Source organism: Micromonospora sp. DT53, from assembly GCF_049841535.1.
In the GTDB taxonomy this organism is placed as follows: Bacteria; Actinomycetota; Actinomycetes; order Mycobacteriales; family Micromonosporaceae; genus Micromonospora.
Genome location: NZ_JBNCKM010000002.1, coordinates 773,598 through 789,331 on the forward strand (window position 1 = coordinate 773,598; position 15,734 = coordinate 789,331).

Consider the following 15,734-nt stretch of genomic DNA (forward strand, 5'->3'; position numbering starts at 1 on the left):
CTTCCTGGTGGCGTGGTGCCGGCGACCGGGACGGGCCGCCGGCACCACGGCGTGCAGAGTCAGGTCAGGCCGGGCCGTCCGCCCCGCGCGGCCCGTCGGTGGATTCGGCGGTACGCAGCCAGACCGCGGTGTCGGACGGCAGCAACCCGTCGTCGAGCGGTCCGCTGGCCAGCAGCAACTCCCCCTGAGCTGGCATCGGCACCGGCGCGGCGGACAGGTTGACCAGGCAGGTGAAGCCACCGCCACGGCTGAACGCGAGCACCCCGTCCGGGGCGGGCAACCAGGTCAGCTCGCCGTCGCCGAGCGCCGGGTCGGCCTTTCGAGCCTGGATCGCCGCCCGGTACAGCTCCAGCATCGAGGCCGAGTCGCCGGTCTGCGCGCTGGCCGTCCGGTCCTTCCAATCGGCCGGCTGCGGCAACCAGGGCGCCGCGGCACCCCGAGGGCTGAACTCGAACGGCGGCTCGTCCCCGGCCCACGGCAGCGGTACGCGGCAGCCGTCCCGACCGGGGTCGATCCGGCCGGACCGTTCCCACATCGGGTCCTGCCGCAGCGCGTACGGAATGTCCTCGACCTCGTAGAGGCCCAGCTCCTCGCCCTGGTAGACGTAGGCGGCACCGGGCAGCGACAGCGAGAGCAGCGCGGCGGCGCGGGCCCGGCGGGTGCCCAACTCCAGGTCGGTGGGGGTGCCCTCGCGCTTGGCGGCGAAGCTGAACCGGGTGTCCGCCCGACCGTAGCGGGTGACGTGCCGGGTGACGTCGTGGTTCGAGAGCACCCAGGTGGCCGGCGCGTTCACCGGCGCGTGCGCGTTCAGCGTCCCGTCGATGCTCTCCCGCAGCGCGGCGGCGTCCCAGGCGCAGCCGAGGAAGTCGAAGTTGAACGCGGCGTGCAGCTCGTCCGGGCGCAGGTAGTTGGCGAACCGCTGCCGGTCCGGCAGCCACACCTCACCGATCAGGGCCCGGTCGGCGTACTCGTCGGCGACCCGCCGCCAGCCCCGATAGATGTCGTGCACGCCGTCGAGGTCGTGGAACGGGTGCGGCTGGTCCTCGCGGACCTCGGGCAGCGTGCCGTCCTTGACCAGGAGCCCGGCCGAGTCGATCCGGATGCCGTCCACGCCCCGGTCGAACCAGAACCGCAGGATGTCCTCGAACTCCTCCCGCACCCGGGGGTGGTCCCAGTTGAAGTCCGGCTGCTGGGGGGCGAAGAGGTGCAGGTACCAGTCGCCGGGGGTGCCGTCCGGGTTGGTGGTACGCGTCCAGGTCTCCCCGCCGAACTCGCCGATCCAGTCGGTGGGTCGCTCGTCGCCGTTCGGGCCCCGGCCGGGTCGGAACCAGAACAGGTCCCGTTCCGGCGCACCCGGCCCGCCGGCGAGCGCGGCCTGGAACCACGGGTGCGCGTCGGAGCAGTGGTTGGGCACCACGTCGACGATGGTCCGGATGCCCAGCGCGTGCGCCTCCGCGATCAGCGCCTCCACCTCGGTCAGGGTGCCGAAGACCGGGTCGATGTCGCGGTAGTCGGAGACGTCGTAACCGGCGTCCGCCATCGGCGACGGGTACCAGGGACTGAACCAGATCGCGTCGACGCCGAGCGCGGACAGGTGATGCAGCCGGGACCGGATGCCGGCGATGTCACCGATGCCGTCGCCGTTGCCGTCGGCGAAGCTCCGGGGATACACCTGGTAGATCACCGCTCCCCGCCACCACGGACTTCTGTCAGCTGTGGACACGAGCACCTGCTTTCTGCGTCAGTACGTCGGCGGATCCGCCGGACCTGGTCATGTGTCGGGCGAACTGTCGTTGTTCGCCGCGCGGAAGTATGCGGTGGTGGCTATCCCTTGATGCTGCCCGTGGTCAGACCGGACATGATGTTGCGTTGGAAGATCAGGAAGATGATGACTGTCGGGATCGCGGCGATGACCGACGCGGCGATCACCACGTTCATCGGTGTGCCGCCCGCGAAGGTGTAGATGCCGACGCTCACCGTCCGGGTCTCGGGCGACGGCATGACCAGCTTCGGCCAGAGGAAGTCCTTCCAGACCGCCGTCACGGCGAAGATCGAGACGACGCCGAGGATGGGACGCGACAGCGGCAGGATGATCGACCAGAGCGTGCGCAGCGACGTCGCCCCGTCCATCAGGGCCGCTGCCATCAGCTCCTCCGGAATCGAGTCGAAGAACCGCTTCAACAGGAAGATGTTGAACGCGTTCGCGACCATCGGCAGCCAGATCGCGAACGGTGAGTCGAGCAGGTTGATGTGCAGGATCGGCAGGTCGAGCACCGTCACGTACTGCGGAACGATGAGAACCATCGCCGGGATCATCAGCGTCCCCAGCATCAGGGCGAGGATCGTGTTGCCGAACATCGGCCGGAGCTTGGACAACGAGTACGCGGCGGCGCTGTCGAAGACCAGTTGGAACAGCACCGCGCCGATCGCGTAGTAGAAGGTGTTGAACAGCAGCTTGGCGAGGGCCAGGTTGTTCCAGGCGTCGACGTAGTTCTGCGGCTGCGGATCCTTCGGGAACAACGTCGGCGGGGTCTGTGCGATCTCCTGGCCGGACTTCAGTGCGCCGGTGACCATCCAGTAGAGCGGGCCGAGGAAGACGAGCGTGAACCCCGCCACGACGACGACCAGCAGCGTCCAGTAGATGACCTTGCCCCGCCCCCGGCTGAGCTGGGAGTGGGAGATGAGGGTCCGGGTTCCGGAATCCTGTGCCATTCCTCGCCGTCCTAGTCCTGTTTCGCGGTCAGCCGCACGTACACGGCGGAGAAGCCGGCCAGCACCACGAGCATGATCACGCCCAGTGCGGCGGCGCCGTTGAGGTCGTTCTGGAAGAACCCGTGCTGGTAGATGAGGTACGCCACCGAGGTCGCGGAGTCCTCCGCGCCCGCGCCGTTGGCGAGGATCAGAGGCTCGATGAAGAGCTGCATCGTGGCGACGATCTGCAGCATCGCCAGGAGCGCGAGGATCAACCGGGTCTGCGGGATCGTCACGTGGACGATGCGCCGCCAGATCCCGGCGCCGTCGAGCTCGGCCGCCTCGTAGAGCTCACCGGGGATGTTCTGCAACGACGCCAGGTAGATGAGCACCGCGCCGCCCATGTTCATCCAGGTCGACGCGACCACCATGGCCGGCATCGTCATCTCGGGTGACTGCATCCACTGCGAGGTGGGCAGGTGCAGTGCCTTGAGGATGGCGTTGAAGAGCCCCGCCTCGCTGGGGTCGTACGCGTAGAACTTGAAGAGGAACAGCGCGGAGGCCGGCGGCAGCATCACCGGCAGGTACACCAGGATGCGCAGGTAACCCTTGCCGTGGCGGAACTCGTTGAGCAGGATCGCCACGAAGAACGGCACCACGTACCCGAGGGCGAGCGCGAGCACCGTGAAGTAGAACGTGTTCTGCCAGGCCGTCCAGAAGCTCGGGTCGGCGATGATGCGGGAGTAGTTGTCCCAGCCCACCCAGGTGGTCTCGCCACGCCGGGTGCGCTGGAAGCTCATGACGATCCCGCGGATCATCGGGTACCAGGAGAAGACGACGAAGCAGAGCACCGCCCCGATCAGGAACGCGTGACCGGTGAGGTTGTCCCGTACCTTGCGGCCGAGGCTGGTGCGCTGCGGCCTGGCCGAGTACGGCGACGGCGGGCGGCCCGGTTTCCTGGGGGTCTCCGGGACGGTGGTGATCGCCAAGGCAACTCCTGGGTGAGTCGGTGACGTCGAGATGCGGTGCGAGTGGCGTGGGGGTCGGGTCGGCGTCCCGACCCCCACACGATCGGTCAGCTCTCGGCGGCGAGGAGCTGGTTGACCTTCTCCTCGGCGGTCTTGAGCAGTGCGTCGATGTTCGAGTTCGGGTTGGTCAGCACACCTGACATCGCGGCGTCGAGCACCGCGTAGACGGCCTGGGCGTTGCGCGGCTCACCCTTGATCGGGACCGGGGTCGCCTCGAAGAGCGCGAAGTTCGCCGTGTCGACGTTCGCGTTCGCCTTACGCAGCTCCAGTTCCTGCTTCTGCGCGTCACTGCCGTTGGCGAAGAGCAGCGGCTGGGGCAGACCAACCGGGTAGTTCTGCGGCTTGGCCCGGACGTAGTCGAACTGGCCCTTGCCCGGGGTGAGCTTCTGGTACGCGATCCACTTCAGACCGGCCTTGACCTGCTCGGGCGTGAGGTCCTTCTTGAAGAAGTAGCCCTCGCCACCACCGAGCGTCCCCTTCGCCGCGCTGTCCTGACCGGGCAGCGGAGCCATCGCCCAGTCCTGGAACTTGCCCTGGAACTGGCTGACGATCGCCTGGGTGGCGTCCGGCGCGCCGATGAACATGCCGACCTTGCCCGCGCCGGCGTTCGTCAGCAGGTCGCCCCACTGCAGCAGCTGACGGGCGCCCATGCTGTTGTCGCCGTACCGCATGTCCTTGAGGTTCTGCAGGACCTGCTTGCCCATGGCGTTGTTGAAGTCGGCCTTCTTGCCGTCCTCGGTCAGCACCCGGCCACCCTGGGAGTAGAGCAGGGAGGTGAAGTGCCAACCGCCGGTGTTGCCGGCGCTGTACTCCGAGTAGCCGGCGATGCCGTTGCCGAGCGCGGAGATCTTCTTGGCGGCGGCCCGAACCTCGGCCCAGGTCTTGGGCGGGTTGTTCACGTCCAGGCCGGCCTGCTGGAACAGGGCCTTGTTGTAGACCAGGCCCATCGAGTAGTTCTTCACCGGGACGGCGTAGAGCTTGCCGCCGTCGGTGAAGACCTCCTTGAGCGCCGGGTCGACGCTGTCCCAGGTCGAGATCGCGTCCTTGTTGACGTGCTGACTGATGTCCATCGCCTGACCGGAGTCGAGCACCTGCTGGAGATCGGTCATGTACCCGTAGAAGACGTCGGTCACGGTGCCACCGGCGAGGCGGGCGGTGAAGTCCGGCGGGTTGTTGCACTGCTCGCCGACGCTGACGCTCTTGATGGTGATGTCCGGGTTCTGCTTCTGGAACTCGGCGACGTCGTCGTTCCAGTTCTTCAACAGCTCTTTCTGGGCGCCGACCGGCTGGCAGTCGACAGTGATGGTGACCTTGCCGCCTGCGTTCGAACCCTTGTCGTCGCTCTTCGTGGAGCATGCCGTGAGGCTGAGCCCCAGGCCGGCCACGAGCGCAACCGCCGCAGCCTTTCGGTATTGCGGTACGGACATCTGTCCATCCCTTCGGGAACGGGTGTCTCCAATGACCTTCGCTGATCTGCGGTGATACGACCTGACGCCCAGTAGCTGCGTCGGAGCCAGGTGTGAGTGGAGTCACTGTAGCGAGGCCGACTCATTTCGGCAAGGTATCGACCCTGTTCCGAAAGGACACGACGTGATGACGACAGATGTTGGCAAGGCTTTGAAAGCAGGTCGGTTTGCCAGCTATTGATCCTTTATGGCCGATCATTCGGGCCGGTCGATGCCGACGTCACGAGCAACGACGAAAAGGCCGCCGACCGCGAGAGGCGGTCGACGGCCGAAGGCGTCGTTCGGGGTGGTGCCTAGCGGCCGGGGGCGGGCGCGGTCGAACCCCGCACCACCAACTCCGGCTCGAACAGCAACTCGTCCTGCAGTACGCCGGCACCCTCGATCTGGGTGACCAGCAGATCGACGGCGGCCTGCCCCATCGTCTCGATCGGCTGCCGCACAGTCGTCAACGGCGGATCGGTGCACGTCATGAACGCGGAGTCGTCGAACCCCACCACCGACACGTCGGCCGGCACCGAACGCCCCAACCGCCGGGCCGCGCGGATCGTGCCCAGCGCCAGCACGTCGCTGGCGCAGATGATGCCGGTGACGCCCCGCTCGACCAACTTCGTCGCGGCGACCCGCGCACCCTCCATCGAGAAGCTCGAACGCTCGACGCACTCGGCGTCGCCCTCGTCCCAGCCCGCTGCCTTCATCATCGCGTCGAGCTTGCGCCGCGACGGCACATGCCCCTCCGGGCCGAGCACCATCCCGATCCGCTCGTGCCCGAGCGAACGCAGGTGCCCGTACGCCTGCTCCACCGCCACCGCGTCGTCGGTGGAGACCCGGGGGAAACCCAGCTCGTCCACACCGGCGTTGACCAGCACGACCGGAAGCCCCCGGTCGGTCAACCGACGGTAGTGGTCGTGTTTGGCGTCGGTGAGCGCGTACGAGCCACCCGCGAAGATCACCCCGGAGACCTGGTGATCGAGGAGCATCTCCACGTAGTCCATTTCGGAGACCCCACCGATGGTCCGGGCACAGAGCGCCGGGGTGTAGCCGCGCTGGGCCAGAGTGCCGGTGACGACCTCGGCCAGCGCCGGGAAGATCGGGTTCTGCAACTCGGGCAGCACCAGCCCGACCAGCCGGGCGCGTTCGCCGCGCAGCTTGGTCGGCCGCTCGTAACCGAGCACGTCGAGCGCCGTCAGCACGGCTGTCCGGGTCGCCTCGGAGACTCCGTCGCGGCCGTTGAGCACCCGGCTGACGGTGGCCTCGCTGACGCCCGCCTTCTTGGCAACTTCAGTCAACCGCTTGGTCACGGTCGCAATCGTACGTCACCTGGATGAAAGAAATGAACAGCAAACTGCCCGGCTTTTGTCGTCCAGGCGTCAGGACAGGTTGCGGAGGGCGTCTTCGATGGCCCGGTGGAAGGTGGGGTACGCGTAGATCATGTGCCGGAGCTGACTCAGCGGCACCGCCGCGTGCACCGCCACCACCAGCGCGGACAGCACCTCGCCGCCGGCCGGACCGACCGAGGTCGCGCCGATCAGCACGCCCTGGTCGGCGTCCGCGACGAGCTTGATGAAACCGTCGTCGCCGACCCGGTGGATCCAGCCTCGGGTGGAGCTGCCCAGCTTGGTGTAACCCACCTGCACGTTGATGCCGCGTTCGCGGGCCTGCTGCTCGGTGAGCCCGACCGCGCCGATCTCGGGGTCGGTGAAGGTCACCCGGGGCAGCGCGCGGTAGTCGGCTCGCGGCACGGTGCCGGCCGACCCGCTCGATCCGCTGGCGGCCAGCGAGCTGGACGCGCCCATCGCTCCGCCGACCACGCTGGAGGTGCCGCTGGCGTCCGCCCCGGCCTTCGCCTGCCGGGCGCGGGCCAGGATGTCGGCGATCACGATCCCGGCCTGGTACATGGCGATGTGCGTGAAGGCACCCTCGCCGGTGATGTCGCCGACCGCCCAGACGTGGTCGGTGACGTGCAGGCGGTCGTCGACCGGGAGGTAACGCTGGCTGGCGTCCAGGCCGATCGTGTCCAGACCCAGCTCGGCGAGGTGGGCCTTACGCCCGGTCACCACCAGCAGCCGGTCGGCGGTGAACTCCACGCCGCCGCCACCGCGCAGGGTGAACCTTGTCCCGTCGTGGTCGACCCGTTCGGCGCGTACCCCGGTGTGGATCTCCACGCCGTCGGCGCGCAGCGCCGCGGCGGCGACCTCGGACGCCTCGGGTTCCTCGACGGCCAGCACCCGGTCGAGCGCCTCGACCACTGTGACCCGGACCCCGAAGCGGGCGAAGACCTGCGCCAACTCCAGGCCGATCGCGCCGCCGCCGAGCACGAGCAGCGACTCCGGCAACTCCTCGACCTCGATCGCCTGGTGGTTGGTCCAGTACGGCGTGTCGGCCAGGCCGTCGATCGGCGGCACCGACGGACGGGTGCCGGTGCCCAGCACCACCCCGTGTCGGGCCTCGAACACCTGGTCACCGACGCGGACCCGGCGCGGGCCGTCGAGCCGGCCGCTGCCCCGCACGAGCCGGCCCCCCTTGCCGACGAACCGCTCCGCCGCGACCGTGTCGTCCCAGGTGTCGGTGGCTTCCTCGCGGATCCGCTTCGCCACCGGCGCCCAGTCCGGCTGGACCTGCGCCGTCCCGGCGAGCCCGTCGACCCGGCGAGCCTCGGCGAGCGCGTTGGCCGCTCTGATCATCATCTTGCTGGGGATGCAGCCCCAGTACGGGCATTCCCCGCCGACGAGACCCCGTTCGACGCCGACGACGCTCAGGCCGGCCTCGGCGAGCCGTTCGGCCACCTCCTCGCCGCCGACTCCGAGCCCGACAACTACCACGTCCACCAGCTCCGGCTCCGCCACACCGAACAGCATCCCCCAGCGACACCGGCCCGACCACCGGGGTCGGCGGAAAAGTCGGCACGCGCACCGGCCCGGACGCTTACCGTGGCCCGATGCACGCACGCTTCGCTCCGGTCCGGGACTGCTTCCACGACCTGCTCGCCTCCGGCCGGGAGACCGGGGCCGGCCTGACCGTCTGGTACGACGGGCAGCCGGTCGTGGACCTGTTCGGCGGCTCCCGCGGCGGCCACGAGCCGGGCGGCGAGCCGTGGCTGCCGGACACGCTTGTGAACGTCTACTCGGTGGGCAAGCCGGTGGCCGCGCTCTGCCTGTTGCTGCTGGTGGACCGGGGAATCGTCGATCTCGACGCGCCCGTGGACCGGCACTGGCCTGAGTTCCGCACTCCCGCCACCGTGCGTCAGGTGTTGTCGCACACCGCCGGGTTGCCGGCCTTTCCGGTGGCCCGACCGGCCACCGCGATCGCCGACTGGGCGCTGCTCACCGGCGACCTGGCCGCCGCCGACCCCGAGTGGTCGCCGGGCTCGGTCGCCGGGGAACACGCCTGGACGTACGGGCATCTGGTGGGTGAGCTGGTCCGGCGCGTCGACGGACGGTCGGTGGGCCGGTTCCTGGCCGAGGAGATCGCCGGTCCGTGGCAGCTCGACCTCGGCTTCGGGCTGACCGAGGCGGACCAGCTGCGCTGCGCGGACCTGCGGTACGGCGACCCGGGGTGGCCGTCCCGGGCGCTCGGTGAGCCGGGCTCGCCGCGGGCACGGGCACTGGGCAACCCGGCCGGCGGGCTGGACCTGGCCGTGCTGAACAGCCCGTTGTGGCGGCAGGCCGAGGTACCCGCGGTCAATCTGCACGCCACCGCGTCCAGCCTGGCCCGGCTCTACGCCGGTCTGCTGGCCGGTGGTGTCCTGGATGGCGTCCGACTGTTCAGCCCGGACCTGATCGCGGAGGCGACTCGGGTCCAGTACGACGGGCCGGACCTGGTGCTGGACCGCCAGGCCCACTGGACGCTGGGCATGCAGTGGGAGCCGGACGGCAGTTGGGGCATGGGCGGCATCGGCGGCAGCAGCGCGTGGGCCGACCCCGATCGCGGCTACACCCTCGGGTACGCGACCGCGCACCTCGCCGAGCACGACCGGGTGGACGAGCTGGTCGAGGCGTTGCACTCGGTGCTCTGATCAGCGCAGCCAGACGGGGTCGGTGCCCGGTACCGACAGGGGCGGTGGGTAGTCCAGCGTCTGCCGGAGGGCCTCGGGCAGCCGCCACGGTTGGTGGATGGCCTTGCCCTGCACGGTCGCCAGCTCCGGCACCCACCGGCGCACGTAGTCGCCGGCCGGGTCGTACCGCTCGGCCTGCCGGACCGGATTGAACCCCCGGTACGGCTTGGTGTCGTTGCCGGTGCCGGCGACCCACTGCCAGTTGCCGGAGTTGTTCGCCACGTCCCCGTCGAGCAGCCAGCGGAAGAACACCGCCACCCCGGCCCGCCAGTCCTGCCCGAGGTGTTTGGTCAGGTAGCCGGCGGTGATCAGCCGGGCCCGGTTGTGCATCCAGCCCTGTGTGCGCAGCTGCCGCATGCCGGCGTCGACGATCGGCATCCCGGTGCGCCCCTCGGCCCAGGCCGCCAACGCGTCGTCGTCGTAGCGCCACTGCTCGGTGGCACCCCGCCGGTACGCCGCGGTCGAGATCTCCGGGAAGGCGGCGGTGACCTGGTAGTAGAAGTCCCGCCAGCAGAGCTGCCGGACGAACGGGCCGGACCGGTCCCCGGCGCGGGTCGCCACCGCCAGCGGCGACACACAGCCGAAGCGCAGGTACGGGCTGAGCCGGGAGGTGTCGTCGCCGGCCATGTCGTCGTGCTGATCGCCGTACCGGGTCAGGTCGGGCAGCCAGTCGGTGAGCCGCTGCCGGGCGACCCGCTCGCCGCCGACGGCCGTGGCGGGCGAGTCGCCGGCCGGCAGCGCCGGCAGCCGGCCCACCCGCACCCCGTCGGGGAGCGCGATCCGGCGCGGCGCGGCCAACTCCTCGCGCCACCGGTTGGCCGCCCAGGCCCTGTGGTACGGGCTGAACACCCGGTAGTGGTCACCGCCACCGCCGGGCCGCAGCGCGCCCGGCTCGACAACTGTCAACCCGGGGAACAGTCGCAGGTGCAGCCGGTGCCGCTCGCACTCGGCGCGTAACCGCCGCTCCCGGCGGCTGGCGTAGTGGCTGACGTCGGCCGAGAGCGCTACGGCGGTGGCACCGACCTCGGCGGCCAGCCGGATCGTCTCGGCCACCGGGTCGCCATGCCGGACCACCAGGTCGCCACCACGCTCACGGAGTTGGTCGCGCAGGTCGGCGAGGGCCTGGTGCAGGAAGCGGGTGCGGTTGGCGGAGCGGTCGGCCAGCGCCGGGTCGAGCACGTACAGCGGCACCACCCGGTCGAAGGCCGCACAGGTGGTGGCCAGCGCCGGGTGGTCGTGCACCCGCAGGTCGCGGGTGAGGAGCACGATCGCCGTGCTCGCGGTCACCGGCTCTCCGGGTGGATCGTCGGCCCGGGGATGACGACAGGCGTACCTGTCGAGCTGAGCAGGGCGCGTGCGGCCACCGCCATCCGTCGCCGCTGCGGGACCAGGGCCCGCCGGACGAAGACGTCGTAGTCCTGCGCGGCCACCTCGTCGAGGATGCCGCCGTAGAGGGCGTACGCGGTGCGCATGCAGGCCTGCGAGGCGGGCGCCAGCATGGTGATGCCCGGTGCGGCGGCGGCGTAGTGCGCCTGGGCGCGGGTCACCTCGTACTCGATCAGCTCGCGGATCCGTGGGGTGACGCGGCCTCGGGTGCGGGCCTCGGCCAACTCCTCACGGGTGACCCCGAACTTCGCCATGTCCTCGTCCGGCAGGTAGGTGCGGCCCCGGTCGAGGTCCTCGGCGACGTCGCGGATGAAGTTGGTGAGTTGGAAGGCGAAGCCGAGCTGCCGGGCCGGCTCCCGGGCCGTCACCGGGTCGGAGCTGCCCAGGATCGGCAGCATCATGGTGCCGATGACCGCCGCCGAACCCTCCATGTAGTCGAGCAGGTGGTCATAGGTCGGGTACGCGGTGACGGTCAGGTCCATCGCCATGCTCTTCAGAAACGACGCAAAGTCGTCCCGGTCGAGATCGAAGACGGCGATCGTGTGCAGGACTGCCGGCAACAGTGGGTCGTCGACCGGCGCACCGTGCAGACCGGCCACGAACTGGCCGGCCCAGTGGTCCAGCAGGGCGGCCCGCTCGGCCGGCGGCAGGTCCTCGGTGCGGTCGACGATCTCGTCCGCGTACCGGGTGAACCCGTAGAGGGCGTGCACATGTCGTCGTTTCCAAGCGGGGAGCAGGCGGGTGGCGAGATAGTAGGTGCGGCCATGGCGTTTGTGCAGCTCACGGCACCGGCCATAGGCAGCGGTGAGATCTGTTTCCACCGGCCCTCCTCCATTTATCGACGCACCAATCGACGCAACTCGTAGCCTAGGGTACGCTCGGTCGCATGGCCAACGACGCAGTTGCGGGCAACGTGACCCGCGTGGCGCCGACGGGGCCGGGGGACGGGGACGATCCGGTCCGCGCCGTTCTGGCTGCTTACACCCACGATCTGGTCACGGCGGTCGACGAGACCCTGAGCACCTTCCTCACCGCCGAGGTCGACACCCTCAACGACATCGACGCATCGATGGGCGGCTTCGCCGCCACCGCACGGGAGGCCGTCCTGACCGGCGGCAAACGAATCCGGTCCACGTTCGCCTACTGGGGTTGGCGCGGGTCGGTCGGCGGCACCGCGGCGCTGGCGCCCGTGTTGCCCGCGCTGGCCGCGCTGGAGCTGCTGCACACCTTCGCCTTGGTGCACGACGACGTGATGGACGCGTCCACCATCCGCCGCGGCCGGCCCACCGCACACGTCGCGCTCGCCGAGCAACACGTCGCCGCCGGCCACCGAGGTGATCCCGGCCGGTTCGGTGAGGCCGTCGCCGTGCTCGTCGGCGACCTCTGCATGGTCTGGGCCGACCAGCTGCTGGCCCACGCCTCGGTGCCCTCGACCCGACTCCTCGAGGTGCGCCGCTGCTACGACCAGATGCGGGTGGAGACGGTCGCCGGGCAATATCTCGACGTGCTCGGCGAGAACGACCCGGCCAGTTGGTCGGTCGACCGGGCGCTGCGGGTGGCCCGCTACAAGACCGCCAGCTACACCGTCCAGCGACCACTGCTCTTCGGCGCCTGCCTGGCCGGGGTGCCCGCCGACGACCCGCTGGTCTCCGCGTACACCCGCTATGGCCTGGCTGTCGGCGAAGCGTTCCAGCTCCGCGACGACCTGCTCGGCGTCTACGGCGACCCGGCGGCCACCGGCAAGCCGGCCGGCGACGACCTCCGCACCGGCAAGCCGACCGCGCTGCTCATGCTGGCCCGTGAGCTGGCCACACCGGCCCAGCTCACGGCGCTGGAGCGGGCCGCCGACGGACCTGTCGACACGCTCGCCGGGCTGGTCGCCGAGACCGGCGCGGTGACCCGGGTGGAGCAGATGATCGCCGAACGGGTGAGCGACGCGCTGGCCGCGCTCGACGCCGCACCCGTGGACCAGACGGCGCGGACCGCACTGACCGGGCTGGCCACCGCCGCTGCCAACCGGCAGGCCTGATGAGCGACTTGAGCGAGGAGGTGGTCACGTGCGGACGGTGACAGGACGGACGGACCGGGTGGTGGTCGTCGGCGCCGGGCTGGGTGGCCTCGCCTGCGCGCTGCACCTGGCCGGCAGCGGTCGACAGGTGACAGTGCTGGAGCGCGAGCCGGTGCCCGGCGGGCGGGCCGGACGACTCGGCGTGGACGGCTACGAGTTCGACACCGGCCCGACGGTGCTCACCATGCCCGACCTGATCGCCGAGGCGCTCGGCGCGGTCGGCGAGGAGCTGCACGACTGGCTGGACCTGACCCCGCTCGACCCCGCCTACCGGGCGTACTACCCGGACGGCTCGACCCTCGACGTGCTGACCGACACCACCCGGATGGCGGCCGAGATCTCCCGGGTCTGCGGGCCCCGGGAGGCCGACGGCTACCTGCGTTTCGTCGAGTACGCGCGGGAGCTGTGGCGGCTGGAGCGCACCGACTTCATCGAACGCAACCTGGACGCGCCGACCGACCTGCTCACCGGCAACCTGCTCAAGCTGCTCAGCGGCGGGGCCTTCCGGCGCCTCCAGACGAAGATCAACCAGTTCTTCCGGGACCCGCGTACCCAACGGATCTTCTCCTTCCAGGCGATGTACGCCGGCCTCGCGCCGCACGACGCGCTGGCCATCTACGCGGTCATCGCGTACCTCGACTCGGTGGCCGGGGTCTACTTCCCGCGCGGCGGCATCCACGCCGTCTCCCGGGCGATGGCCGGCGCGGCCGAGAAGCACGGCGTGCAGATCCGGTACGACACCACGGTGACCCGGGTGGAGACCGCGAACGGCCGCGCCACAGGCGTGCTCACCGCCGACGGCGACCTGGTGCCGGCGGACGTGGTGGTGCTCAACCCCGATCTGCCGGTCGCCTACCGGGACCTGCTCCCCGCCGCGCCGCAGCGCCGACTCACCTACTCGCCGTCCTGCGTCGTTCTGCACGTCGGCTCCCGCCAGGGCTATGCGAAGATCGCCCATCACAACATCCATTTCGGACGCGCGTGGAAGGGCACCTTCGATGAGGTCATCCGACGGGGTGAGCTGATGACGGATCCGTCGCTCCTGGTGACCAACCCGAGCCGGACCGATCCCGCGGTGGCCCCGCCGGACCGGCACACCTACTACGTGCTCGCCCCGGTGCCCAACCTGCACCGGGCGCCGTTCGAGTGGCGCGGCGACCTGACCCAGCGCTACACCGACCAGCTGATCGGCACCCTGGAGGAGCGCGGCTACGTCGGCTTCGGCGCCGGGGTCGAGGTGCTCCGCGCGATCACCCCCGCCGAGTGGGAGGAGCAGGGAATGGCCGCCGGCACCCCGTTCGCCGCCGCGCACACCCTCTTCCAGACCGGCCCGTTCCGCCCGTCCAACCTGCACCGCAACCTGTCGAACGTGGTGTTCGTCGGCTCCGGCACCCAACCCGGCGTGGGCGTACCGATGGTGCTCATCTCCGGCAAGCTCGCCGCCGGCCGGATCACCGGAGAAGGCCGATGAGCAGCCGTGAGAAGCACCTCGTCGAACTCGTCGACGAAACCGGCAAGGCCCACGGGGAGACGACCGTCGCGGCCGCGCACCAACCCCCCGGGCAGCTGCACCGGGCCTTCTCGGTGTTGCTGGTGGACCCGGACGGCCAGGTGCTGCTCCAGCGCCGAGCCGCCGCCAAGACCCGGTTCCCGCTGCGCTGGGCCAACTCCTGCTGCGGCCACCCCCAGCCCGGGGAGTCGCTCGCCGAGGCCGCCAACCGACGGCTCAGCGAGGAGTTGGGCGCGGGCCCGGTCGAGCTGACCGAGGTCGGCATCTACGTCTACTACGCCGAGGACCCGGCGACCGGCCGGGTCGAGTTCGAGTACGACCACGTACTGCGAGGCGAGTTCCTGCCCGGCGCTCCGCTCCTGCCGGACCCGGACGAGGTGGCCGAGCTGCGGTGGGCCGATCCCACCGCGCTGGAGGCCGAGTTGACGATCGACCCCCGGTCGTACGCGCCCTGGCTGGGCGGGGTGGTGAACCGGCTGCTACGCCCCTCGGGGTCCCGGTCGGGCGCGACCGGCCCGGCGATGACCCCGCCCGGATCGTCGGCGGATGACACGGCGGAGCGGTCGGGTGGTCGATGAGGCGCTGAGCGCGGGCGCGGTCGCACGCCGGCTGGGGGTCGCGGTCACGACCCTCCGTACCTGGCACCAGCGCTACGGGCTCGGGCCCAGCGAACACATCCCCGGTCACCACCGCCGGTACACACCCACCGATCTGGCCCGTCTCGAGATCATGCGACGGCTCACCGCCGAGGGGGTGAGCCCCGCCGAAGCGGCCCGTTGGGCCCGCCAGTCTCCGGACCCGACACCCAACGGCACCGTCGCCCCCGCCCGGATCCACCCGCCCAGCCGGGACGGCGGCGGCACCATCCCGGTCGGCCGTGCCGGCCCCGCGGCGCGCGGGCTGGCCCGGGCCGCCATGCGTCTGGACGCGGAGGCGATCAGCGAGACGATCGCGCACGCCCTGGCCGCCGGCGGGGTCATCACCACCTGGGAGGGACTGCTGCGCCCGGTGCTCGCCGGCCTCGGCGAACGACACGCCGCCACCGCCGGCCTGATCGAGGTGGAACACCTGGTGTCGCGCTGCGTCTCGGAGGCGCTCGCAGCGGCCAGCCGGGCCAAGGTCCCCACCGGGCCGGCCCGGATCCTGCTCTCCTGCGCCGACGAGGAGCAGCACACCCTGCCGCTGGAGGCGTTGGCCGCAGCTCTCGCGGAGGCCGGTGTCAGCTACCGGATGCTCGGCGCCCGGGTGCCGGTCGCCGCCCTCGTCGAGGCGGTCAACCGGACCGGACCGGCAGCCGTGGTGCTCTGGTCGCACACCCGGGCCACCGCCGACCCGGTCCAACTCAGCGCGCTGCTCGCCGCACCCCGGCGCCCGTTGCTGGTGCTCGCCGCCGGCCCCGGCTGGCGCGCCGACACGCTGCCCGCCGGGGTGGTGCGGCCGGCCGACCTGGCCGAGGCGGTCTCGCTCTCCGCCGCCGTCCGTGATTCCCTTGACCAGTCGAGGCGTGATTGATCGCACTGTCGCCAAGTGGCGG

General features: G+C 70.8%; 13 protein-coding genes. 5 read left to right on the top strand and 8 right to left on the bottom strand.

Features of this window, described 5'->3' with window-relative positions:
• Positions 1 to 64: 64 nt before the first annotated feature.
• From ACLQ3B_RS09400 to ACLQ3B_RS09425, 6 genes are all read right to left on the bottom strand, one after another.
• Entirely contained in the window at positions 65 to 1,723 is a 1,659-nt protein-coding gene (locus ACLQ3B_RS09400) for a glycoside hydrolase family 13 protein (protein ID WP_425779202.1), read from the bottom strand.
• A gap of 101 nt (positions 1,724 to 1,824) precedes the next feature.
• Positions 1,825 to 2,712: a carbohydrate ABC transporter permease gene (locus ACLQ3B_RS09405; RefSeq protein ID WP_425779204.1), complete on the bottom strand. Its 888-nt coding sequence runs from the start codon at positions 2,710 to 2,712 to the stop codon at positions 1,825 to 1,827.
• Between the two features lie 11 nt (positions 2,713 to 2,723).
• Entirely contained in the window at positions 2,724 to 3,680 is a 957-nt protein-coding gene (locus ACLQ3B_RS09410; protein WP_425779206.1) for a carbohydrate ABC transporter permease, read from the bottom strand.
• A gap of 86 nt (positions 3,681 to 3,766) precedes the next feature.
• A complete protein-coding gene (locus ACLQ3B_RS09415; RefSeq protein ID WP_425779208.1) occupies positions 3,767 to 5,146 on the bottom strand; it encodes an ABC transporter substrate-binding protein in 1,380 nt (459 codons plus the stop codon).
• A 332-nt stretch (positions 5,147 to 5,478) separates the two neighbouring features.
• The gene (locus ACLQ3B_RS09420; RefSeq protein ID WP_425779209.1) at positions 5,479 to 6,483 is read right to left on the bottom strand and encodes a LacI family DNA-binding transcriptional regulator; all 1,005 of its coding nucleotides are present in this window, start codon (positions 6,481 to 6,483) and stop codon (positions 5,479 to 5,481) included.
• A gap of 69 nt (positions 6,484 to 6,552) precedes the next feature.
• Entirely contained in the window at positions 6,553 to 8,028 is a 1,476-nt protein-coding gene (locus ACLQ3B_RS09425; RefSeq protein ID WP_425779210.1) for a dihydrolipoyl dehydrogenase family protein, read from the bottom strand.
• 92 nt (positions 8,029 to 8,120) lie between these two features.
• On the opposite strand from ACLQ3B_RS09425, the gene ACLQ3B_RS09430 reads away from it, so the two are divergent.
• Positions 8,121 to 9,197 carry a serine hydrolase domain-containing protein gene (locus ACLQ3B_RS09430; protein WP_425779212.1) on the top strand — a complete coding sequence of 359 codons (1,077 nt, stop codon included), beginning with the start codon at positions 8,121 to 8,123 and terminating at the stop codon, positions 9,195 to 9,197.
• Here ACLQ3B_RS09430 and ACLQ3B_RS09435 read toward each other — a convergent pair whose 3' ends face one another.
• Positions 9,198 to 10,523: a cryptochrome/photolyase family protein gene (locus ACLQ3B_RS09435; RefSeq protein ID WP_425779214.1), complete on the bottom strand. Its 1,326-nt coding sequence runs from the start codon at positions 10,521 to 10,523 to the stop codon at positions 9,198 to 9,200.
• Entirely contained in the window at positions 10,520 to 11,443 is a 924-nt protein-coding gene (locus ACLQ3B_RS09440) for a phytoene/squalene synthase family protein (protein WP_425779215.1), read from the bottom strand. Before ACLQ3B_RS09440 ends, ACLQ3B_RS09435 begins: the two co-directional genes overlap by 4 nt.
• Positions 11,444 to 11,508: 65 nt before the next feature.
• On the opposite strand from ACLQ3B_RS09440, the gene ACLQ3B_RS09445 reads away from it, so the two are divergent.
• From ACLQ3B_RS09445 to ACLQ3B_RS09460, 4 genes are read left to right on the top strand one after another with little or no spacing between them, the layout of a single operon-like run.
• Positions 11,509 to 12,651 (top strand): polyprenyl synthetase family protein, encoded by a 1,143-nt coding sequence (locus tag ACLQ3B_RS09445; protein ID WP_425779217.1) that lies wholly within the window; start codon positions 11,509 to 11,511, stop codon positions 12,649 to 12,651.
• A gap of 28 nt (positions 12,652 to 12,679) precedes the next feature.
• On the top strand, positions 12,680 to 14,161 hold the full coding sequence (gene crtI, locus ACLQ3B_RS09450) for a phytoene desaturase family protein (protein ID WP_425779218.1): 1,482 nt from the start codon (positions 12,680 to 12,682) through the stop codon (positions 14,159 to 14,161).
• Complete coding sequence (gene idi, locus ACLQ3B_RS09455) at positions 14,158 to 14,778, top strand: isopentenyl-diphosphate Delta-isomerase (RefSeq protein ID WP_425779220.1); 621 nt, start codon at positions 14,158 to 14,160, stop codon at positions 14,776 to 14,778. Before crtI ends, idi begins: the two co-directional genes overlap by 4 nt.
• The gene (locus ACLQ3B_RS09460) at positions 14,768 to 15,712 is read left to right on the top strand and encodes a MerR family transcriptional regulator (protein WP_425779867.1); all 945 of its coding nucleotides are present in this window, start codon (positions 14,768 to 14,770) and stop codon (positions 15,710 to 15,712) included. The genes idi and ACLQ3B_RS09460 overlap by 11 nt, the downstream gene beginning before the upstream one ends.
• Positions 15,713 to 15,734 lie beyond the last annotated feature (22 nt).

What these genes read in the sequence shown, in the direction of transcription:
- idi (WP_425779220.1), top strand. Translation starts at nt 14,158, where the DNA reads ATGAGCAGCCGTGAGAAGCACCTCGTCGAACTCGTCGACGAAACCGGC.
- ACLQ3B_RS09430 (WP_425779212.1), top strand. Translation starts at nt 8,121, where the DNA reads ATGCACGCACGCTTCGCTCCGGTCCGGGACTGCTTCCACGACCTGCTC.
- ACLQ3B_RS09415 (WP_425779208.1), bottom strand. Translation starts at nt 5,146, where the DNA reads ATGTCCGTACCGCAATACCGAAAGGCTGCGGCGGTTGCGCTCGTGGCC.
- ACLQ3B_RS09405 (WP_425779204.1), bottom strand. Translation starts at nt 2,712, where the DNA reads ATGGCACAGGATTCCGGAACCCGGACCCTCATCTCCCACTCCCAGCTC.
- ACLQ3B_RS09445 (WP_425779217.1), top strand. Translation starts at nt 11,509, where the DNA reads ATGGCCAACGACGCAGTTGCGGGCAACGTGACCCGCGTGGCGCCGACG.